This is a genomic window from Pseudomonas sp. P106(2024) (assembly GCF_057480815.1).
The window spans coordinates 26803-48271 of sequence record NZ_JBLIYU010000017.1 but is presented as its reverse complement, the minus strand read 5'-3'; the positions used below and the strand labels follow the sequence as shown (position 1 = coordinate 48271).

23 protein-coding genes are annotated in these 21469 nt (G+C 64.4%); 3 read left to right on the top strand and 20 right to left on the bottom strand.

The features are described 5' to 3' along the window. Positions 1-154: 154 nt before the first annotated feature. Genes AC25M7_RS21880 through AC25M7_RS21825 form a run of 12 tightly spaced genes read right to left on the bottom strand, consistent with a single transcriptional unit; the run spans position 155 to position 7120 of the window. Entirely contained in the window at positions 155-790 is a 636-nt protein-coding gene (locus AC25M7_RS21880; RefSeq protein ID WP_486971461.1) for an HrpE/YscL family type III secretion apparatus protein, read from the bottom strand. Further along, the gene (locus AC25M7_RS21875) at positions 769-1383 is read right to left on the bottom strand and encodes a SctK family type III secretion system sorting platform protein (protein WP_088851407.1); all 615 of its coding nucleotides are present in this window, start codon (positions 1381-1383) and stop codon (positions 769-771) included. The genes AC25M7_RS21880 and AC25M7_RS21875 overlap by 22 nt, the downstream gene beginning before the upstream one ends. Then, positions 1380-2120, bottom strand: coding sequence for a type III secretion system inner membrane ring lipoprotein SctJ (sctJ, locus tag AC25M7_RS21870; RefSeq protein WP_088851406.1), 741 nt, complete (start codon positions 2118-2120; stop codon positions 1380-1382). Before sctJ ends, AC25M7_RS21875 begins: the two co-directional genes overlap by 4 nt. A 7-nt stretch (positions 2121-2127) precedes the next feature. Further along, a complete protein-coding gene (gene sctI, locus AC25M7_RS21865; RefSeq protein ID WP_028692496.1) occupies positions 2128-2466 on the bottom strand; it encodes a type III secretion system inner rod subunit SctI in 339 nt (112 codons plus the stop codon). Further along, complete coding sequence (locus AC25M7_RS21860; protein ID WP_062361109.1) at positions 2463-2684, bottom strand: hypothetical protein; 222 nt, start codon at positions 2682-2684, stop codon at positions 2463-2465. The genes sctI and AC25M7_RS21860 overlap by 4 nt, the downstream gene beginning before the upstream one ends. Then, positions 2681-3031 carry a YscG family type III secretion system chaperone gene (locus AC25M7_RS21855; RefSeq protein ID WP_028692498.1) on the bottom strand — a complete coding sequence of 117 codons (351 nt, stop codon included), beginning with the start codon at positions 3029-3031 and terminating at the stop codon, positions 2681-2683. Before AC25M7_RS21855 ends, AC25M7_RS21860 begins: the two co-directional genes overlap by 4 nt. Positions 3032-3033: 2 nt before the next feature. After that, positions 3034-3294, bottom strand: coding sequence for an EscF/YscF/HrpA family type III secretion system needle major subunit (locus AC25M7_RS21850; protein ID WP_028692499.1), 261 nt, complete (start codon positions 3292-3294; stop codon positions 3034-3036). A gap of 1 nt (position 3295) precedes the next feature. Further along, complete coding sequence (locus tag AC25M7_RS21845; protein WP_028692500.1) at positions 3296-3493, bottom strand: EscE/YscE/SsaE family type III secretion system needle protein co-chaperone; 198 nt, start codon at positions 3491-3493, stop codon at positions 3296-3298. Continuing rightward, complete coding sequence (sctD, locus tag AC25M7_RS21840; protein ID WP_062361107.1) at positions 3483-4382, bottom strand: type III secretion system inner membrane ring subunit SctD; 900 nt, start codon at positions 4380-4382, stop codon at positions 3483-3485. Before sctD ends, AC25M7_RS21845 begins: the two co-directional genes overlap by 11 nt. Position 4383: 1 nt before the next feature. After that, positions 4384-5895: a type III secretion system outer membrane ring subunit SctC gene (sctC, locus tag AC25M7_RS21835; RefSeq protein WP_486971460.1), complete on the bottom strand. Its 1512-nt coding sequence runs from the start codon at positions 5893-5895 to the stop codon at positions 4384-4386. Then, a complete protein-coding gene (locus AC25M7_RS21830) occupies positions 5892-6314 on the bottom strand; it encodes a CesT family type III secretion system chaperone (protein WP_036986666.1) in 423 nt (140 codons plus the stop codon). The genes sctC and AC25M7_RS21830 overlap by 4 nt, the downstream gene beginning before the upstream one ends. A 32-nt stretch (positions 6315-6346) precedes the next feature. Next, positions 6347-7120 carry a helix-turn-helix transcriptional regulator gene (locus tag AC25M7_RS21825; RefSeq protein ID WP_028692501.1) on the bottom strand — a complete coding sequence of 258 codons (774 nt, stop codon included), beginning with the start codon at positions 7118-7120 and terminating at the stop codon, positions 6347-6349. A gap of 308 nt (positions 7121-7428) precedes the next feature. Between AC25M7_RS21825 and AC25M7_RS21820 the strand changes: the two genes are divergently transcribed. Next, entirely contained in the window at positions 7429-7797 is a 369-nt protein-coding gene (locus AC25M7_RS21820) for a CesT family type III secretion system chaperone (RefSeq protein WP_028692502.1), read from the top strand. Between the two features lie 7 nt (positions 7798-7804). Here AC25M7_RS21820 and AC25M7_RS21815 read toward each other — a convergent pair whose 3' ends face one another. The 7 genes from AC25M7_RS21815 to AC25M7_RS21785 all read right to left on the bottom strand — a co-directional run bounded on the left by AC25M7_RS21815 (position 7805) and on the right by AC25M7_RS21785 (position 18900). Continuing rightward, entirely contained in the window at positions 7805-8389 is a 585-nt protein-coding gene (locus AC25M7_RS21815) for a DinB family protein (RefSeq protein ID WP_028692503.1), read from the bottom strand. 11 nt (positions 8390-8400) lie between these two features. Further along, positions 8401-9501 (bottom strand): cell division protein ZapE, encoded by a 1101-nt coding sequence (gene zapE, locus AC25M7_RS21810; protein WP_486971478.1) that lies wholly within the window; start codon positions 9499-9501, stop codon positions 8401-8403. A 72-nt stretch (positions 9502-9573) separates the two neighbouring features. Further along, the gene (locus AC25M7_RS21805; protein ID WP_486971459.1) at positions 9574-10722 is read right to left on the bottom strand and encodes a PQQ-dependent sugar dehydrogenase; all 1149 of its coding nucleotides are present in this window, start codon (positions 10720-10722) and stop codon (positions 9574-9576) included. 21 nt (positions 10723-10743) lie between these two features. Further along, positions 10744-11064, bottom strand: coding sequence for a hypothetical protein (locus tag AC25M7_RS21800; protein ID WP_028692506.1), 321 nt, complete (start codon positions 11062-11064; stop codon positions 10744-10746). Positions 11065-11194: 130 nt separating this feature from the next. Beyond that, positions 11195-13405 carry a 1,4-alpha-glucan branching protein GlgB gene (glgB, locus tag AC25M7_RS21795; RefSeq protein WP_028692507.1) on the bottom strand — a complete coding sequence of 737 codons (2211 nt, stop codon included), beginning with the start codon at positions 13403-13405 and terminating at the stop codon, positions 11195-11197. Then, on the bottom strand, positions 13406-16723 hold the full coding sequence (gene treS, locus AC25M7_RS21790; protein ID WP_069016849.1) for a maltose alpha-D-glucosyltransferase: 3318 nt from the start codon (positions 16721-16723) through the stop codon (positions 13406-13408). Positions 16724-16881: 158 nt separating this feature from the next. Beyond that, the gene (locus AC25M7_RS21785; protein ID WP_486971458.1) at positions 16882-18900 is read right to left on the bottom strand and encodes an alpha-1,4-glucan--maltose-1-phosphate maltosyltransferase; all 2019 of its coding nucleotides are present in this window, start codon (positions 18898-18900) and stop codon (positions 16882-16884) included. A 138-nt stretch (positions 18901-19038) separates the two neighbouring features. Here AC25M7_RS21785 and AC25M7_RS21780 point away from each other — a divergent pair, with 138 nt between their 5' ends. Both AC25M7_RS21780 and AC25M7_RS21775 read left to right on the top strand, forming a co-directional pair. After that, on the top strand, positions 19039-19200 hold the full coding sequence (locus tag AC25M7_RS21780) for a hypothetical protein (protein ID WP_167388392.1): 162 nt from the start codon (positions 19039-19041) through the stop codon (positions 19198-19200). 223 nt (positions 19201-19423) lie between these two features. Further along, the gene (locus AC25M7_RS21775; protein WP_062361090.1) at positions 19424-19684 is read left to right on the top strand and encodes an acyl carrier protein; all 261 of its coding nucleotides are present in this window, start codon (positions 19424-19426) and stop codon (positions 19682-19684) included. On the opposite strand, the gene AC25M7_RS21770 is transcribed toward AC25M7_RS21775, so the two are convergent. Further along, on the bottom strand, positions 19659-21329 hold the full coding sequence (locus AC25M7_RS21770; protein ID WP_307944885.1) for an AMP-binding protein: 1671 nt from the start codon (positions 21327-21329) through the stop codon (positions 19659-19661). The genes AC25M7_RS21775 and AC25M7_RS21770 overlap by 26 nt on opposite strands. Between the last annotated feature and the right edge of the window lie 140 nt (positions 21330-21469).

Sequence of the window (21469 nt, the reverse complement as noted above, 5' to 3'; positions counted from 1 at the left end):
TGAGGCAGTGGCCGGCGAACAGGCATGGCTTCTGCTCTCTCCCTCGCCAGATTCCGAGCAGGCTGGCGAAGCTGTTTCCAAAACACCTGGAGTAACGCATCACGCTCCTGATCATCATGGAGCGCCCGCGCGGCTGCGGCCAGCACGGCTTCGTTCATGGCGCTCCAGCCTCATCATCAAGGTACCGTTGCGTCAGCGCCCGCTGCAACGCGGCCAACTGCCCTTCGATACTGGCATTGATCACGCAGCCTGCGGTCTCCAGACGACATCCGCCTCGCGCAAGCCTGGCATCGGCGCATACCTCGACAGACCCGACCTCGGGATATAGCGCGAGCACTTCATCCAAACGCTGGCTAACCTCGGACAACTGATCGGGCCTTACGTGCAGCAACAGTGCTTCCCGTGGCTGAACCTGCGCCAGCGCCTGACGGGTCGCAGCCAATGTAAGCTCGATATCAGGGTATTGCCCCAGCACCTTGCACACGGCCTGGCGCACCACCTCGCTCATCTGCCGGTCGACCTGGCGATAGAACGCGTCGCAGTGCAAACGTGTCCCGTGCAGCAACGCCGCCTGCTCGATGGCGGCCATTTCCAGCCCGACCTCCCGTCCGAGCCGCTGATGCTCCTCAAGCACCGCATCGGCCCGGGCATCGATATCACGGGCACGCTGACATGCGTTGTCGGTCAGTCCGCGGGCATCGAGGTACTGCTGATAGTCAGCGCTGCGCAATACGTTCAGGCTCGGGTCGATCATCGGCCGGGCCTCATTCAATTCAATAAATGGCAACATTCCGGGCTCCTGTCTCGGGCCACTTTCAGGCAAAGGGTGCGGGCCAAGTCGCGTTGCTCAGCGTCCATCGGCCAAGTTGGCACAGCAGTCATGCCTGGCAGGCGCAGGGCCATGCGCCGAGCGAACCCTGGATCGACCTCGCCGCATGCCTGCAGCCAGAATGCCAATCCACAACCGGGCAGGTACGCATCCAGGTCGCCGGCTGGCAATACCTGTTGCCAGCCGGCAGGCCAAGGGCCGATGACCAGAGGCCACTTTTCCAGGCAATAGCGAAGGTCTTGCAGGTCGAGCGCCTGGCGCAACCGCGTCTGACCTTCAGGGTCGAGCAGCTGCTTGATGGCCCGACCATGCAGCAGTCCCCCCAAACTTGACAGCACCCGCTCAAACACCGGCTGCGGATAATAAGCCAGCTTACCGAGCCGTTCTGGCACGTCGAAAGGCTCGGACAGTCCCAGCACAGACATCAGCCAACCGTTGAGCGTGCAACTCTCCCGCCAAAGCGGCAATGCCGGGGCTACCTGGCTCAGGGCTCCAGGACAATGGTTCAAGTGCAAGTAATTCGCCGGGCAATAGCGAAGCTGGAATTCGGTCATGTGCGTGCCCGCTGATGCCACCACAGGTACTGCGCCAGGTTGCTCAGCACCAGCATCCCCAGCAGCACACCCAGCAGCGTGAGCAAGCGCCAGCGCGAGCCTTCCAGAACCTGAATCGATAACAGCGTGACATGGCGCGGGCCCGCCAGTGGTTGACGCGCCTGGGTAGACGGTACCAGCACCACGCTGATGCGCTCGTAGTCCAGGCCTTCGATACTGTTGCTCAACAGCTGCTTCATCTGCCCGATGTACATCCCCAGCGCCGCATCCGCCGCGTGCTTGATAAAGATGGACGCCGACGCCGCACCGTTCTGCGTGCGCAGTCCATCACGGGGCTCCGGAAGCACCACATGCACCCGGGCCACCAACACGCCATCGATCTCCGACAGGGTCCGCGACAGCTCCTGGGACTTCACATAGGTCAGCCGCGCCTGCTCCTCCAATGGCGAGGAGATCAAACTGTCGCGGGGAAACACATCATTGACCGTGGAAAACATTTCCCGCGGATAGCCTTGACGCTTGAGCGCCGCCACCGCGTGGCCGATGTCGGCTTCGTCGATTAGGATCTTCACCTTGCCGTCCTTGTCCTGGGCCTTCACCGCGTCGATGCCCTCGCTGTCCAACACCGCGAGCATCTCGTTGGCCTCGCGCTGGCCGAGGCCGAGGTAAAGCTCGACCCTGCATCCCCCCAGCGCCAGCACCGCCAGAAGCAGCACGCACTGCCATGATCTTTTCACAGGGCACCTACTGGGCTTTCATGAGAGTTTCGATGTTCTGCGTGGTGCGCCCCACGCCCTTGGCGATCAACTCCACCTGCAGGTTTGTGCGAATCAGTGCCCAGTGAGCATCCATCAGTGCCACGGGATCCCCCGTGCGCGAGACCAGACTGGCCTGCGCGCTCAGCCGGGCTTCTGCATGCTGCTGGTGGAGCTGACCTATCTGGTGCAGCAGTCCATCCCCGGGGCTGCCGGAGGCGCCGGATAGCGCTTGCTCGAACTCGGCCACCTGCCGGGAGTCGGCAGCCGGTGCCGCCAGCGACTGCAGATCGGTGACCATCTGGGTCACCTCGGTGATACCACTCATGAGCCGCCCTCCACCGTGAAGGAATCATTCAGCAGGTCCATCGCCATGGCGAACACTTGCAGCCTCGTTTGCTGTGTCAGTTCCGAATACACCTGCTCGCGAGGTTGATGTTCAACAAGGCTTGCCTGGAACTCGGCAGCATCCTGATCGCTGTGCACGTGCATCGCGATCTGTGCACCTTGTCCAGCAAACACAAGCGTCGAGGCCAGCGGACTCATGCCACCACCTGGGCGCGCATGCCCTGGGCAAAGTGAACCAGATCAGGATTACCGCTCTGCGCCATGCCCTCAAGCCGCCGCTCGAGGGCTGCCATATAGCCCAACTGACGCTCACACAGCGCCAACCAAGGCCCCAGCGATGGCCAAGGCGCCTGGTTGCCCTGCGCCAAGGCTTCTTCGCAACGCCCCAGCCCCATCAGGCAGGCAGTACGTATCGCACAGGCAGCTTCCATTGTCTCAGGCTCCCGGGCCAGCCACTGCGCGATGCAAAGCGCCTCTTCATGGTGACGATGCTCGACACCCAGCAGGCCCAGGCGGGCCAGCAGATTGTTCACGGAATGGTTCATGCTCAGAACTTCTGCAGAATGCTGCTGATGGTGTTCTTGAAGGTCTGGCCCAGGGTCGCGTCGACCTGGAACACGTTCGACCAGATGTTCGAGCGATGACGCATATCAGCCAGCAAAGCGGGATCGTCACTTTTCTCGTTGAGCTTCTGCAGGGAGTCGAGAACCGCCTTGTTGGCCTGCCTTGCCTGCTTGACCATGCCCTCGTGGACCATGTCCATGGTGTTGCTGGTACCGTCGTGGAACCCGCTGCTGATCGTTGTCATTTCAGTATTCCTCCAGTTTTTCGAGTATCTTCAAGGCTGCGTCAAGGGCTGCCAGTTGGTGGTGCAAGCGCTGGAACGCAGGGGGTGGCAGCGGCTCAGACAGCTGCCTGGCGCAGGCCTGCCGTGCGTGCTCCAGCACGGAGAACATGCGTGCCTGCTTGCGTCGGTCACGCACCTCCCGCATGAGTTCATCCATCATCCGCCGGTCTCTCCTTCAGGTTGATCACATAGTCCCGACCGCCCTTGCTCAGCGTGATCGCCTGCCCATCGATGGCCAGGATGCGAATGCCGGAGGGCATCAGTGCCCCCACTGGATAACGGCGGTTGTCGGTCAGCGTCACGTAAGGCAACCGCCCCAGTGAAACGCCTCGAACAGGGAAATCGAGTTTCGCGGAAGGTGCCCTGCCCTCGTCGACCAACCGCAACGACGGGTAGTCGCCAAATGCCTCGCGGTACTGTCGCTGAAGGTTCTGGTAGTCCTGAAGCTGGCGCTCGCGCAGCGCCCCGCGCAACACCAGGGCGTGCCCCTGGTCCGACACGCTCAAGGCATCCTCCAGTCGCCAGTCGCGCAGCAGCTGCGCCAGCCGCGTCCGGGCTTGCTCCTGGGGTTGAGCGGGTTGCTCGACTGGGGCAATCACTGCTGCCGGCGTGTCCTGTGCCTCTGCCTCGGGCACCAACAATCGGGTAAGCAAAACGAGCAGCAAGATCAGACCGGCGCCGGGCACCATGAACCAGCCGCGCCCTATCCAGGGCGCAGGGGCCTGCACCACAAGCCGCTCGCTGAACACTTCGTCCTGGTTGCCAAATGCCCAGCGCAACGGACCACAACCTTGAATCGCCAAGGCCTGCAGCTCGACATCCGCAGCCACCTCCCGCCCGTCCTGGGTAGGTGGTTCAGCCGACCCCCACTCCAGCAGGCGCACGCCATGGGGCTCGACCATCAGCACCAGGTGCACGGCAGCGATGCCTGTATCCACCAGGACCAGGTCGGCCAGGGCAGGATCGGCACCGATGACCACCCGCCCCGACATCAAGGACACCTCGGCGCCGGCATTCAGACCACTGTAGATCCGCAATTTCCAGGTCATTTCAGGCACGCTCGCCAAGCCCGGAATCAATCAGCCTCGGCTCGATCAGGAACAGCCGGACCGAACGACGGGTGTTGCTCGACTGATAACGGAACAAGGCGCCCAGGAAGGGAATGTCACCCAGCAGCGGGACCTTGCGGATGCTTTCGCTGGTCTCGTCGCGATGGATGCCGCCGATCATCAGGCTCTGTCCGAGATCGACCCGGGCCAGCGTGTCGATGACCGTGCGGCTGATGGTGGGGATGCCGTCGGGCCCGGTGCTGTTGGGCTTCTGGCTGCCGTCCTCGATATGCAGGCTAAGGCTGATTTCCGGCCGGTCCGCACTGCGGATCAGACGTGGCGTCATCTTCAGCAAGGTGCCGTAGGTGATCGCCTTGAGCTCGGCAACGCGTTCACCCATCACCCGTACATAGTAGGTTTCACTGTGATCAATCACCGCCAGGGTATTTTCCTGGGTCAGCAAGGTCGGTCGCGACACCACCTGGGCATGGCCCTCGCCCTGCATCAGGGTCACCTTGGCCAACAGCCGGTTCAAGCCCCGACTATCTACCAGGCTGCCGGTCAACGTGGTTTCCGATACGCCCGCTCGGGTACGAAGGTCCACCAGCTGATGCTTGCCGATACCGAACTGCCACTCCACGCCCAGCTCATCCAGGTGTTCAGCGTTGATATCGAGGATTGTCAGGCCTACCTCGATCCGAGCAGCAGGCCGGTCCAACGCCATCACCAGCCGTCGATACATGGGCAGGCGCTCGGCGTGATCACGCACGATGATGGCATTGAGCGACGGCTCGGCCTGGACCACGGCCCGACCTGCGCGAACCTGTGCCCCCTCCCCCATGGATTGGCCTTCCACCGACACCACATTGGCATCGGCCAGCACCCGGGAGAGGATCGTGGCCACGCCAGGCACCGCCACCTTCTGATCGCGATAGTCGATCTCACGATCCTCGGCCATCGCATGCCTGAGCGGGATCACCTCGACGCTGAGGTTGCCGCCCAGTTCGTCCTGCAGACTCGCCTGCTGCTCCAGGGCCTTGACCGTCTGCTCGACCCGGTCCAGATAGCGGGGCGGTCCTGACGCGTACACCAGCCGTCCACTTGCTGCGGCGCGCCAGGCAAAGCGCGAGGTCCAGCCACCACCTTCTTGGAGCGCGACGCGCAGTTGCGGCTCGCGCACCTTGTCCAGGTGGATCAGCCGTGTCTGGACTTCGCTCGATTTGTCGACATGCAGCACCGCGCCGTCGTAGTACCAGGCCAGGTTGTAGAGCACCGCGACCTGCTCGAGAAACGCCTGCGGATCCGGCTGCTCGAACGTGGCGCTCACCTGGTCCCTGACCTTGTCACTGACCACCACCAAACCCTGGTAGTTGGCGGCAAAATTGGTCAGCACGTCACGCAGACTCTCGCCCTGAGCGATATAGTGGAACGGCTCGTCAGCCCAATCCAGCGGCTCGCCCTCGGCGAATAAACTGACCAGCAGGACTGCCAAACCGGTGGCAAGCGATCTCATGGCAGCCATACGCTGGGCCCTCGGACAATCACAGGTGTTTGGCTGCAGCGTTGCACGCACAGGACATTCAGCAGGGCGACCTGAACCCCAAGCACCTGCTCGAGGGTGTCGACATCGCCCTGTGACACGTCGATCCAAGCCTCGAGCATGAGCTCTGAGTCAGGCGTCAGCGCCAACCGCTGTGGGCAATGCGCAGCCCAGGCAGTGACCATGCCCATCAGGCGGCTCAGCGCCTGATGATCGAGACTGGCGCCATGCCCGACCACCGACGATAGCGAGCTGCGGACCATCAGCTGTACGCCCCGCGGTTCAAGCCACAGGCCATGGCCATCGATGCACAGGTGGTAGCTGCCAGCGTCATCGGCCAGCCAGGGCGCCATGCCCAGGCGGCGGGCCAACTGCATTGGAAGTCTGTTCATGCGGGTCTTGTCCATGCGAGGTCGGGGGGCGTCTAGCGACGGGCGTCGCTGGGCGTGCAACCGAAGCGCCGACGGTAGCTCTGGCTGAAATACGACTGGCTGGAAAAGCCGCTTTCCATGGCGATGTCGACAATGCTCATGCGCGTGTTAAGCAACAGGTGATGCGCATGGACGATCCTACGTTCGGTGATCCAGGCGCGTGGCGAGCAGTTGTAGAAGGAGCAGAACAGGCTCTTGAACGCCGTCAGGCCCAGCCCGAAGGCCTCGGCGTACTGGTCCAGGCGCCACTCGCGCAGGTAGTTCTGCTCCATGAAGGCGTGCAGCCGATCAACATGGCGATTGCCCTGTTGGCGCAGAGCCGCCAGCAGCGTCCGACCTTGCGCCCCGAACACCAGCAACAGCAGCAGCTCCTCAAGACGCAGCATTGCCAGCATCGACGCAGGCCCTTCGCCACCGAGCGCCGCCAGACGGGTCACGCACTCCCGCGCCATGCTGCAGGGCTGAAGGCGCAGGGCATTCACACAGGGTTTATCGTAGCGCTCGAGATGGCTCAATTCCTTACCGTGACGCTGCATGAACGCCTGCACGAAATTCACATCCAGCGGCAGCCACAGGACTTGGCACGCCTGCCATCGGATCGCCACCAGGTAGGTGCCGCGCTTGACGAATAGCAGTTCGCCGGCCTGTAGATCGATGACATTGTCTTTTTCGCGTACGGCCAGCTCACCGGTCATGATCGCGTAGAAGCCTTCCTGCCCTTGGGATGCAAAACCCGCCCCGACAACATCCAACTGCCGCCCTTGCACTCACCAGTCCTCAACTGGAGAAATCCCTCTCGCACCAGGCCTTACTTCCCGTAGAGCCCTTTACACACCACGTCGAAGCTCAACGGGTGTAGACATGGCCATAGGCTACGATGCCCTCCCATGCTTGAACGCAGGGATTGTCCTCGTATGGGTGGAGGTATTTCGCCATTGCTTGTAGGAAGTTCACGGAACCTGGCGCACGGCAGAAGGCGGACGCAAGCCAACAGCTAAAAAACGACGACAGCCTCCGATAGTCGAGCATGCGGCATGATCGTTACCGTGGCGGCCCCCTCCAACGAGAACTCGCCATGCCAGGCAAGAACTATGACTATGCACTGACCCAGCTGTACGCGGCCTTGAAGCTGGAGCCCCCTGTGGCCTTCGAGCCCGTGATCAGCCTGCGGGTAGGCCCCCATGTGTGCAACGTGACCGAGCACCCTGCCGACCAGTTACTGATGTTCATCGAACTTCCCGCCATCGATGGCGTATGCTGGGGTCAGCAGAACCTGTTCTGCCAGGAACTCTGCAAGCCCATGCTCGGAGTCGATCCGCTCACGGGCATGCATGTGCTATGGAACCGCCAGCCCCTGGTAAAAATGGACCGCGCCATGGTGCATCACCAATTGGAACAATTGGTTCAGGGCGCCCACGACCTGGCCGACAGCGAAACGCCCTGAGCAGCGTTCAGCGCTGCGCCCAGATCTGCGCCTCGCTCCATCCCAGAGCGGCAAAGTCCTCGGCGCGCAGCGACGCCTCCTCCTCGCAGAAGAACTCGTCGAGTTGCGGAGGCCTTACCGCCGTGTCGCTGAGCATCGCGTGGACCTGGCCACGGTGGTGGATCTGGTGCTCGAACAGGTGCGACAGCAAGCGCAGACGCGACTCATGCTGCATCCGTTCTGGCCGCACGATGCTGACATAACGTCCGAGCTGGTCGTCACGCAATTGCCGACAATAGGTGATCAGTCGCTGATCGGCCTGAACCTGCTGAGCTTGCAGGTCGGTGCAGGTGGCAAAGGGTTGCTCAGGCACAAAGAAACGCTCGCCATCCGGATCGGGAGCTTCACCGCGCTGCTCGCACTCCAGGGCATCCAGGTAGAACCAGTCCACCGTCAACAGGTGGTTGAGGGTAGCCTTGATCGAGGGAAAGAAGCTGCAACGGGGGGCGACGAACTCGTCCTGGGTCAGTTGCAGGCAAGCCTTGTACAGGCGGTGGTTGGCCCAGCCATTGTTGTAGGCCTGGGTCAGCAGATGATGCGACAGCGGCTCCATGGTCGGCTCCTTCAGGCGAAGCGTTGCAGTTGCATCTCCCGTAGCCGGCTCAGGGTCCGTTGGTACGGGAACGCCAGATATCCTTGAGTGTAGAGCGCTTCCAGCGGGACCTCGGCCTCCAGGTACAACGCCACCCGACGGTCGTAGCACTCGTCGACCAGCGCGATGAAACGGCGCACGCTGTCATCCTTGGGCGCCAGGGTCGGCAGCTGGCGATCGCCGGCCTCGACCCGGGCCGCGCCATCCTCGGTGCCACGGGCGATACGCCCGGCCTGTTGCACGCCGCCCAGGGCCGGCACGTCACTTACCAGAATGGCCGGAAAACGGTCGCACAACGCCATGAAGTCCATGGCGGCCAGGGGCTGCTCGCACAGATCGGCGAATCGGCACCAGAGCGCCCGGGGGCTGTGGCGCACGACCCGCACATGGCGCGAACCGATCTGCACGGTCTGCTCGCTGCCGGGATCATCCGGGCTCAACTGTTCGAACACCGCAGCCAGCGCCCCGCCAGCTCCCGCCGGCGCCACCCAGTAGCGCTGCCGCCACGCTCCTGGATGCAGGCGATGGTCCTGCTCGCCAGTCACCGACAGCACCCGCATGTGCCGCTCGATGGCGGCGATGGCCGGCAGGAAGCGTTCACGGTTGAAACCGTCGCGATACAACTGATCGGGGGGCTGGTTGGACGTGGCGACGATCACCACGCCCTCGTCGAACAGCTCCTGGAACAGCCGTCCGAGGATGATCGCGTCACCGATATCGCTGACGAACAGCTCGTCGAAACACAAGACGCGGATCTCGCCGGCCAACGCTCGAGCCAAGGCCTTGAGCGGGTCGGCGGTGCCGTTGAGCTGGAACAGGCGCTGGTGGACCCAGGCCATGAAGTGGTGGAAATGCTGGCGCCGGGCGGGTAGCGGCAGGCACCGGTGGAACAGGTCCATCAACCAGGTCTTGCCGCGGCCGACCGGGCCCCAGAGGTAAAGGCCCTGGGTCGGCTTGCCCTGGACCAGGGCATCGAAGCAGCCCTGCAATGCAGTGACGGCCACCGCCTGAGCCGGATCAGGAAAGAAACCGCGTTCGATGAGTGCTTGCTGGTAGAAGGATTCGGGCATCATGCCCGCCATGGTACGACACTTTCGGCCTTGTCGCGGGCGCGCCTGCTGCCACGCGACACGTCCTCACCGGCATCAATCGTCTTTCAACCCCAGCTTCAACAATGCCCCATCCTTGGCATCGGTCAGCACATACACATAGCCATCCGGCCCAACCCGCACGTCACGGATCCGCGCCTTGAGGTCGCCCAACAGGCGCTCTTCATGCACGATCTTGTCGCCATCAAGCTGCAGGCGGATCAACTCCCGGGTCGCCAGCGCGCCGATGAACAGGTTGTGGTCCCACGCCTTGAAGGTCGGGCTGTCATAGAACGCCATGCCGCTGATGCCCGGCGATTTCTCCCACACATGGTGCGGGTCTACCATGCCCTCGACATGCTTGCCCTTGGCCTCCGGGATCGGCAACAGCGAGTAGTTGATGCCGTGGGTGGCGATCGGCCAACCGTAGTTCTTGCCTGGCCGCGGGATGTTGATCTCGTCGCCGCCACGGGGGCCGTGCTCGTGGGTCCACAGTTGCCCGGTCCAGGGATTCAGGGCCGCGCCCTGCTGGTTGCGGTGGCCGAACGACCAGATCTGCGGGCGCACGTTGTCGCGGCCGACGAAGGGATTGTCCTTGGGCACTTCGCCATCGGGCAGGATACGCACGACCTTGCCCTGCAGCTTGTCCAGGTCCTGGGCGGTGGGCCGCTGGTTGTTCTCGCCCAGGGCGATGAACAGGTAGCCGTCACGGTCGAACACCAGCCGCGAACCGAAGTGATTGCCTTCTGAGAGCTTGGGCTGCTGGCGGAAAATCACCGTGAAGTTTTCCAGACGCGCCCGGTCCTGCGACAGCTGGCCACGGCCGACCGCAGTCCCGGCCTTGCCGTCGGGGCCTTCCTCGGCGAACGACAGATAGACCGTTCGATCCTTGGCGAAGTCCGGCGACAACACCACATCGAGCAGGCCGCCCTGCCCTTCGGCCCACACCTTGGGCACGCCAGAGAGCGGTGGGCCCACCTTGCCCTCGGCGCTGACAATACGCAGGTTGCCGGGGCGCTCGCTGACCAGCATGTCCTTGCCACCCGGCAGGAAGGCCAGGGCCCATGGATTGCGCAGGCCGTCGGCGACGGTACTGACGGTCAGTTGCCCCTCCTCGCTGGGAAACTGCTGCTCGGCGGCCGCCTGGGCCAATACGGGAAACAGACTGGCGGCCGCCAGGGAGATCATCAAGGTGCGTGGCGTCATGCTCGACTCCTTCGAAGGGGCTCACGGCACGCGCTGGGTGTCACGTGGTGGCCGGGTGGGTTCCAGATTCGGGGTTTGCTGCTCGCGCCGCAGGTTGTCGCCATTGCCGATACCGCGGTTGTCCAGGGTCGGCGGGCGCGGATTGGGTTGCGTGGAGGGGCCGCGCACCGGTGGCGTGGCGGGCACGCTGCCCTGGCGGCTGTTGGGGTTGGCGCGCATGATCGGGCTGTTGTATGGATTGTTGCTGTCATTGGCGGCCAGCAACGGCCCTGGCAGGGGCGCCGCCTGCAGCGGCAGGGCCAGCAACCAGCCAAGGCCCAGCATTGGCAAGGTGGGATTCATGCTTCACCTCTGGTAGGAAAGGTCGCGCGCCTAGGTGGGTTAGCCTAGGACGCGCCGGCCTGATGGCAAAAGGATGAATTTGGGTCCTGATGTTTCAGTATGGCCCCTCTCTCTACTGGCGACGCCGCCATCAGGCGGGGCTCATCACCAATACCCCCAATGGCGGCAGGTTCAGCGCCAGCGATAACGGCTGGCCATGGCTGGCGATCGCCTCGCTGGCCACCCCGCCGAGATTCCCCACATTCGATCCGGCATACAGCCCGGCATCGCTGTTGAGCAGCTCCTGCCAGCGTTCACCGAACGGCACGCCGATCCGGTAGCCCTCCCGCGGCACCGGGGTGAAGTTGGCCACCACCAACAGCGGCTCGCCCTGGCTGCTCCAGCGCAACCAGGCGTACACACTGTTGTGCGCATCGTCGCCGATCAGCCACTGGAAGCCCTGGGCCCGGCAGTCCTGTTCGTGCAGCGCCGGCCGTTCACGGTACAGCCGGTTGAGGTCGGCCACCAGCTTCTGCACGCCCTGGTGCTCGGAGTACTGCAGCAGGTACCAGTCCAGTTGCTGGTCGTGGTTCCACTCGCGCCACTGGCCGAACTCGCAGCCCATGAACAGCAGCTTCTTGCCCGGGTGGGTCCACATGAACGCCAGGTACGCCCGCAGGTTGGCGAACTTCTGCCAGCGATCGCCGGGCATCTTGTCGATCAGCGAGTGCTTGCCGTGAACCACTTCGTCGTGGGAAATCGGCAGGATGAAATGCTCGGAATAGGCGTAGATCAGCCCGAAGCTCATCTCGTTGTGATGATAGGTGCGGTGCACCGGGTCGTTCTGGATGTAGTGCAAGGTGTCGTGCATCCAGCCCATGTTCCACTTGTAGGCAAAACCCAGTCCGCCCTGCTGCACCGGCTGGCTGACCCCGGGCCAGGCGGTGGATTCCTCGGCGATGATCAGCGCGCCCGGCGCTTCGTGGGCGGCGACACCATTGAGGTGGCGGATGAAGTCGATGGCTTCGAGGTTCTCGCGCCCGCCGTGGCGGTTGGGCACCCACTCGCCGGCCTTGCGCGAATAGTCGCGGTAGAGCATCGAGGCCACTGCGTCCACGCGCAGGCCGTCGATGTGGAAGTGCTTGAGCCAGTGCAGCGCCGAGGCCAGCATGAAGCCGCGCACCTCGTTGCGCCCGAGGTTGTAGATCAACGTGTTCCAGTCCTGGTGGAAGCCTTCCAGCGGGTTGTCGTACTCGTACAGGGCGGTGCCGTCGAAACGCGCCAGGCCATGCTCGTCGGTGGGAAAATGCGCCGGCACCCAATCGAGGATCACGCCGATGCCACCCTGGTGGCAGGCATCGACGAAGAAGGCGAAGTCCTCGGCGCTGCCATAGCGCGAAGTCGGCGCGAACAGCGACAGCGGCTGGTAACCCCAGGAGCCGCCGAAAGGGTGTTCCATGATCGGCATCAGTTCGATATGGGTGAAGCCCAGCTCCTGCACGTAGGGCACCAGGCGCTCGGCCAGCTCGCGCCAGTTGTAGAAGCGCGCGACTTCGCCGGCATCGTCCAGTTCGCAACGCCAGGAGCCGGCGTGCAATTCGTAGATCGACAGCGGCGCGCTGTAGGCGTGGCGCTGGGCACGCTGCTCCATCCACTGGCCGTCGCGCCAGTCGTGGGCCAGGGCGCCGGCCACCTTCGAGGCGGTGCTCGGCGGCAGCTCAGTGGCGCGGGCCAGGGGGTCGGCCTTGAGCGGCAGCACGCCGTCCGCGCCCAGCACCTCGAACTTGTAGGTCTCGCCCACGCCGAGCCTGGGCACGAACAGTTCCCACACCCCGGCACTGTGGCGCAGGCGCATGGGGTGACGGCGGCCATCCCAGTTGTTGAAGTCGCCGACCACCGAGACCCGCCGGGCATTGGGCGCCCACACCGAAAAGCACACGCCCGCGACACCGTCGACCACGGTCGGCTGGGCGCCGAAACGCCCGGACAGGTCGCGGTGATTGCCTTCGGCGAACAGGTAGAGGTCCATGTCGCCCAGTTGCGGACCAAAGCTGTAAGGATCCTCGGTAACCTGCTCGCCACCGGCCCAGCCGATCTGCAGCAGGTAGGCCCGTGCCTCATCGAGGTGCGCGGTGAACAGCCCCGGCACGCTGCCCTGCACCATTTCGGCAAGCACCTGCCCGTCATGGCGCGCCAGCAGGCGTGCATTCAGGGCATTGGGCAGGAAAGCGCGGACGAACAGGCCGCCCGCCCCATCGTCATGGGGACCCAGCACGGCGAATGGATCGGCGTGCTCGGCGCGGGCCAGGGCATCGAGGTCCCGTTGCCGAAGGCCGCCGTTGTCACGCGTGGTTGCATTCATTTAAGACTCTCCCCAGGTACTGATCAGTCCATGCAGGCCATGCAAAGGCACGGCCAGCCAGTTGGGCCGGTTTTCGGCTTCATAGGTGATTTCGTAGGCGGCTTTCTCCAGGCAGAACAGTTCCAGCGCGGCGCGCTCGCCCTCGGCCTGCTGCCAGGCGTGGGGCATGGCGGCGGTGGCCAGCCCGTAGGCCTCGACGAAAGCGTGACGCGACTGGTGCAGGTACTGCCGGGCGACCCGCTGGCGGGCCTGGCGCGCCGCCTCGGAGAGGTCTACCGCCGAGGCGCTGCGCAGGATCATCGCAGCAGCATAGTCGAAGGAGCGCAGCACGCCGCTGACATCCTTGTACGGGCTGTGCTTCGCCCGACGCTCGTCGAGCGGGCGCGCCGGCTCGCCCTCGAAATCGATCAGGTAGGCATCGCCCTGCACCACCAGTACCTGGCCCAGGTGCAGGTCGCCGTGCACGCGCATCAGCAAGCCGCCCTGGGCTTGACGGGCGAGGTTGTCGACGTGCTGACGCAGGCCGTCGCGCTGTTGCTGCAGATCGTCGACCAGCGCCTGGCTGTCGCGGTCAAGGGTGTCACGGTGCTGGGCCAGCAGGTCGAGGGCGCGGGTCAGTTCGGCGCTGATCTGCCGGCTCCAGCGCTCGCTGTCCCTGGCATCGCTCGGGCGGGACTGGAACGCTGTGTCGTCGCTCGGCGCGGCCAGCAGCAGGTGCATCTCGCCCAGACGTTGGCCGAGCAAGGCGGCAAACCCCGTCAGCTCGGCCAGGGCATCGGTATGCGCCTCCGGCTCGACGTTGCCGGGCTCCATCTGGTCGCGGATCGCCCGCTCCAGGGTGTTCTGCGTCCAGTCCCAGGCATCACCCTGATTGCTCAGGTAGCCCTGGGCGATCATCAGCAGGTGCGGCTGCTCGCTCTCATCCACGCGACTGACCCAGGCCAGCAACGGGGAGATATTGGCAAAGCCGGCGGCGGTCAGGTAGGCGCTCATCTCCAGCTCCGGGTGAGTGCCCGGATTGACCCGACGGATCAACTTGAGCACCAGACTGCCACCGACCACCACCGAACTGTTGGATTGCTCGGCGCCCAGGTAGCGCACCTCGCTCTGCGCATCGAGCTGCAGCGCGGCCAACTGCTCGGTGCTGTGGAAGCGCAACTCGCCCAGGCCATCGCCACAGCCCAGCCGCAGGCCGTCCTGGCAGCCCTGGAGCACGGCGCGGATGAAGGGTTCAAGCACGAACGCATCGGTGATCAGCCCCACCTGCCGGCCGCGGCGTACCCGCGACAGCGCCAGCTGCTGAGGCAGCGCGGCATTGATCTGCTCCTCTGGCAACAGGCCGAAGGGCAGTTGGTAGTGGGTGACCACGCCTTCGCTGTGCACCTCCAGCTCGCCAAGCAGCACCGGCAGCGCCGGGGTGGCGAAGCGCACGCCATAGCGCAGGCGCACCTGGTCGATCGGCCCTTCCTTGCCGGCGAACCAGCGACGCTTGGGCAGGTACTGCGGCAGGATCGACGCCTGCAAGGTTTCGCGGGAGGGCGACTCGAGCAGTTCCTCCATGCGCTTGCGCAGCACCAGGGTGGTCAGCTCGGGCAGCCCCTCGGCAGGCTGGACATGCCAGCTGGGCATGCGGTCGTGACTGGCCAGCACGAACCAGTAGAAGCCATAGGGCGGCAGGGTCAACAGGAACGGCAGCTGGCCGATGGGCGGGAAGGCGCTGCCGCCAAGCATCTCCACCGGCACCTTGTCGGCGTACTGCGACAGTTCCAACTCCGCCGCCTGGGCCGCCCGCGAGACGTTGGCCACGCACAGCACGATTTCGCTGTTGCCGTCGGCATCGGTGTATTCGCGGATGTACGCCAGCACCCGGCGATTGCTCGGCGTGAGCATCTTCAGACTGCCACGGCCAAAGGCCTTCTGCTGCTTGCGCACCGCCAGCAGCCGGCGGTTCCAATTGAGCAGCGAATGCGGGTCGTGGGCCTGGGCTTCGACGTTGATGGTCTGGTAACCGTACAGCGGGTCCATGATCGGCGGCAACACCAGGCGCTGCGGATCGGCCCGGGAGAAACCGCCGTTGCGGTCCGGCGACCACTGCATGGGGGTGCGCACGCCATCGCGGTCGCCCAGGTAGATGTTGTCGCCCATGCCCAGTTCGTCGCCGTAGTACAGGGTCGGGGTGCCGGGCATCGACAGCAGCAGGCTGGTGAGCAGCTCGATGCGCCGCCGGTCGCGTTGCAGCAGCGGTGCCAAGCGCCGGCGAATTCCTAAGTTGATGCGTGCGCGGCGGTCCTCGGCGTAGTAGTTCCACAGGTAGTCGCGCTCGCGGTCGGTGACCATCTCCAGGGTCAGCTCATCGTGGTTGCGCAGGAAGATCGCCCACTGGCAGTTGGCCGGGATCTCCGGGGTCTGGCGCAGGATGTCGGTGATCGGGAAGCGGTCTTCCATGGCCAGGGCCATGTACATGCGCGGCATCAACGGGAAGTGGAAGGCCATGTGGCATTCGTCGCCGTCGCCCTCGCCGAAGTACGGGCGGGTGTCCTCGGGCCACTGGTTGGCCTCGGCCAGGAGCATGCGGTCGGGGTAGTTGGCATCAATCTCGGCGCGGATGGCCTTGAGCACGGTGTGGGTTTCGGGGAGGTTCTCGTTATTGGTGCCGTCGCGCTCGATCAGGTAGGGGATGGCGTCCAGGCGCAGGCCATCGACGCCGATGTCGAGCCAGAAGCGCATCACCCCGATTACTGCCTTGAGCACTTGCGGGTTGTCGAAATTGAGGTCCGGCTGGTGCGAGTAGAAGCGGTGCCAGAAGTACTGGCCGGCCACCGGGTCCCAGGTCCAGTTGGATTTCTCGGTGTCGAGGAAAATGATCCGCGTGCCATCGTACTTCTGGTCATCGTCCGACCACACGTAGAAGTCCCGGGCCTTGCTCCCACGCTTGGCATGCCGGGCGCGCTGGAACCAGGGGTGCTGGTCGGAGGTGTGGTTGATGACCAGCTCAGTGATCACCCGCAGGCCGCGCTTGTGCGCCTCGGCGATGAAGCGCCTGGCGTCGGCCATGCTGCCGTAGTCGGGGTGCACGGCCTTGTACTCGGCGATGTCATAGCCGTCGTCGCGCCGTGGCGAGGGATAGAACGGCAGCAGCCAGAGGGTGTTGACGCCCAGTTCGGCGATGTAGTCGAGCTTGCCGATCAGGCCTGCGAAATCGCCGATGCCGTCGTTGTTCGCGTCGAAGAACGATTTTACGTGCAGTTGGTAGATCACTGCGTCCTTGTACCACAGCGGATCGTCGATGAAGGCTGCCGGGCGGGAACGCTTGGCCATTGGGGACTCCTTTCATTTCCGGTTCGACACGCACCCTGTATGAGCGGCCTTGTGTCGCGAAAGGGGCGCGAAGCGGCCCCAGGATTTCAGCGACGCTGCAGATATTGCCGGGGCTGCTTTGCAGCCTTTTCGCGACACAAGGCCGCGCCTACAGGGGATTAGCGCAGCTTTTCTATGCGCCAGATACCAAACGGCTGGTGCCACGGCTCGATGCGCATCCACTGGGTCTTGCCATGCCAGGTCCAACGGTGGCCATTCATCAGATCCTCGCCCTGGGTATCGGCGTTATCGTCCAGCCCCAGCTCCCATAGCGGCAACTCGAAGCTGGCCTCCTGGGCATTGTGCGGGTCGAGGCTGATGGCCACGAGGATGAAGTTGTCACGCTCGGGCGTGCGCTTGGCGAAGTAGAGAATGTTGTCGTTCCAGCAGTTGAGGAACACCACCCCCAGGTGGGTCTGCAGGGCGCGGTTCTGCCGACGGATTCGGTTGAGCTGGGCGATCTCGGCGACAATGTTGCCGGGCTGGGTGAAGTCGCGCGGGCGGATCTCGTACTTCTCCGAATCCAGGTACTCCTCCTTGCCCGGCAGCGGCGTGCCTTCACACAGCTCGAAACCCGAGTACATGCCCCAGAGGCCCGAGCCCATGGTCGCCAGCGCGGCGCGGATAAGAAAGCCGGCACGGCCCGAGGTCTGCAGGAAGAACGGATTGATATCCGGCGTGTTGACGAAGAAGTTGGGCCGGTAGCACTGGCTCCACGGCGGCTGGTTGAGCTCCTCGACGTATTCACGAAGCTCTTGCTTGGTATTGCGCCAGGTGAAGTAGGTGTAGCTCTGCGCGTAGCCCACCTTGCCCAGGCGCGCCATCATCGCCGGGCGCGTGAAGGCCTCGGCGAGGAAGATCACCTCGGGGTGCTGGCTACGCACATTGGCGATCAGCCATTGCCAGAACGGCAGCGGCTTGGTGTGCGGGTTGTCGACACGGAAGGTCTTCACGCCCTCCTCCACCCAGCCGACCACCACGTCGCGCAAGGCCAGCCACAGGCTCGGCACCGATTCAGGGGCATAGAAGTCGACGTTGACGATGTCCTGGTACTTCTTCGGCGGGTTCTCGGCGTAGCGGATGCTGCCATCGGGCCGCCAGCTGAACCAGCCGGGGTGCTGCGTGAGCCAGGGGTGGTCCTGGGAGCACTGGATGGCGAAATCCAGGGCGATCTCCAGCCCATGCTCGGCGGCGGCGGCGACCAGCCGGCGGAAGTCCTCGCGGCTGCCCAGCTGCGGGTGGATGGCATCGTGCCCGCCCTCGGGGCTGCCGATGGCGTAGGGGCTGCCGGGGTCACCGGGCTCGGCCTGCAAGGCATTGTTGCGGCCCTTGCGGTGCTTCATGCCGATGGGGTGGATCGGCGGGAAGTACAGCACGTCGAAGCCCATGTCGCGGATCATCGGCAGGCGCTGGTGCACGTCATTGAACGTGCCATGACGTTCAGGATCGTCGGTGATCGATCGCGGAAACAGTTCGTACCAACTGGCGAACAGTGCTGCCTCGCGGTCCACATCCAGGGGAAACTCACGGCTTCGGGTGAGGTAACTGCGGTGCTCGGCCTCGGCCATCAGCTGGGCGGCATCAGGATGCAACAGCAACGCCACCTGGTCATCCACCGGCGAATCCGGCAGGCGCTGTTGCAACCGTTCAAGCTGCTCGCGCAACAGCCCGTCGCTGCGCTCGATGCCCTGGCCCAGCAGCAGCCGGCCCTCCTCCAGTTCGAGCCTCACGTCCACACCGGCGGCGTACTTCTTCTCCAGGTCGTGGCAGAAGGTGGCGAACGGGTCGATCCAGGCCTCGATGCTGAACAGGTGCAAGCCCAGATCGGCGGGGGTGAACTCTGCCTGCCACAGATCGTTGCCCGGCGAGTGCATTGCCACGCAGTGCCAGCGCCTGCTGTGGGCCTGGCGCCAGTTCAGGCTCACCGCCAGGCGGTCATGGCCGTCGGTGTAGACCTTGGCGCTCACCTCGACCTTGTGCCCGCGCACCGCCTTGGCGGCGAAGGTGCCGCCGTCGAGCACCGGGCTTGCGTCCTCGATCACGATGCGCGGGGCCAGCAGCGCCTGGGCCAGGCTGATGGCCTGGTCCGGGTGATCGTTAGCCATGGCCACGCTTTCGAACGGCTCTTTACCAGACATCGACCTGCTCCCCTGGGCTGGTGGCGGTAAGGGTTCAGAGCCCTGTTGGCGCGCGGGGGTTCAAAAAAAATGAGCGTCGGGCGCAGGCCTGGGTCAAAGCCTGCGACAACGCTTCATTCATCCCGCGAGGCCAGGCCCATGAACATTCCCATTCCACCGGAGACACCCGACCCGAACATCGACGACCCGACCTTGCCGCCGCCGGTGCCCGAGGAGGATCCGGACGAGCTGCCGATCAAGCCAACCGTGCCGCCGACCGTGGGCGATCCGCCGAGCCAGGAGCCGCCAGTGAAAGCTTGAGGATAGACAAGGTTGTGAGAGGTTGACCGCCTGAACCGGCCCCTCGCGGGCAAGCCCGCTCCCACAAGTGCCGTGTCGCCTGCGTGGGAGCGGGTGTGCACCGCGATGAGGCCGGTCCTGACAAGCACAAAGCCGCGCCCGATACACCTGGTATTTCTGCCAGTGGCGCCCGATCACGAAGCCAAGTACAGAGAAGCACCACCCTCTGACGGTCACCTCCGGCATGCGCTCGCGCCTCTACATCGCCTTCCACCTGCAATGGATCCTCGCTGGCCTCCTCGAACAGAGCCTGCACCGGATCCGGCCGAACATCGCCATGGACGAACTGGGCGCCGACAGTTTCGACGTGGTGGAACTGCAAGCCATCGTGGAGGAAACATTCGGCATCTTGATCCCCGATCAAGTCCAGACCTACACCACCTTTGCCGAGCTGGTCGACCTGGTCTACAAGGCGATGCCTAGCCCCCCAGCTCCTCCACGGTGATCTCACGCATCCGGAACTTCTGCACCTTCCCCGTCACCGTCATCGGAAATTCATCGACAAAACGGAAATGCCGTGGCGTCTTGAAATGCGCCAGCCGCGCCTTGCACCACTGCTGCAACTCGTCCGCCGTGGCACTGTGCCCAGGATGCAGGCGAATCCACGCCACCACCTCCTCGCCATACTTGCTGCACGGAATCCCCACCACCTGCGCCTCGGCCACCGCCGGGTGGGTGTGGAAGAACTCCTCAAGCTCGCGCGGATAGATGTTCTCGCCACCGCGAATGATCATGTCCTTGTTGCGCCCGACGATGCGCACGTAGCCTTCGTCGTCCATCACCGCCAGGTCGCCGGTGTGCATCCACCCGGCCGGGTCGATGGCGTCATGGGTGGCCTGCAGGTTGTCCCAGTAGCCGAGCATCACGCTGTAGCCCCGGGTGCACAGCTCGCCGATCTCGCCCCGGGCAACGATGCGCCCTTCAGCGTCCACCAGCTTGGTCTCCAGCTGCGGCTGGGTGCGGCCCACGGTGGTCACGCGCAGCTCCAGGCCATCGTCCGGGCCGGTCTGCAGCGACACCGGGCTGGTCTCGGTCATGCCGTAGGCGATCTGCACCTCGGCCATGTGCATCTGCTCGATGACCTTGCGCATCACCTCGATCGGGCAGGTGGCGCCAGCCATGATGCCGCTGCGCAGTGTGGACAGGTCCAGCACGGGGCGGCTGGGGTGATCGAGCATGGCGATGAACATGGTCGGCACGCCATAGAGGATGCTGGCGCGCTCCTCGGCCACTGCGCGCAGGGTGAGTTCGGCGTCGAAGGCGTCGTTGGGGTAGATCAGGGTGCTGCCGTGGGTGATGCAGCCGAGATTGCCCATGACCATGCCGAAACAGTGGTACAGCGGCACCGGGATCACCATGCGGTCCTGCTCGGTCAGGCCCAGGCTCTCGCCGACCATGTAGCCGTTGTTGAGCAGGTTATAGTGGCTCAGGGTCGCGCCCTTGGGCGCGCCAGTGGTGCCGGAGGTGTACTGGATGTTCACCGGCTGGTCGAACTGCAGGCCCTGCTGCCGGGCTTCGTAGACGGCGGGTTCCACCTGCCCTGCCCGCCCAGCCAGCGCGGTCCAGGGCACGAAGCCCATGGGCGGCTCGGCGGCCAGGCTGATCACCCCGCGCAGGTCGGGCAGGCGCTCACTGGCCAACTCGCCCACGGCATGTAGCGCCAGCTCAGGTACCAACGCCTGCACCATCGCGTGGTAGTTGGAGGACTTGAAGGCATCGGCGCACACCAGCCAACGGCAGCCGGACTGGCGCAGCACGTATTCAAGCTCGCCCACGCGATAGGCCGGATTGATGTTGACCAGGATGGCGCCGACCTTGGCACTGGCCAGTTGCAGAATGCACCACTGGGCGCAGTTGGGCGCCCAGATGCCGACCCGCTCGCCCACCTCCACGCCCAGCGCCATCAAGGCCCGGGCGTGCACATCGACCTCGGCGGCCAGCTCGCGCCAGCTGTAGCGCACTCCCTGGTGGCGCACCACCAACGCCTCGCGCTCGCCGTGAAGGGCGACGGTGGCATCGAAGGCCTGGCCGATGGTCAGGGTGAGCAAGGGTTTGTCTTGACGGCCGCGCGTGTAGCTTGGTTGAGGCATGGTTGTCCCTTCTTGTGGTTGTTCTGGGCATGACTGAAGCAGGCGGTCGTTACTCTGGCGCAGATTTACGTTTACGTAAAGGTGACGTTGCGATTGACAGTCCCGGAAGGCAGGTTTACGTTAACGTCAACCGCAGACAT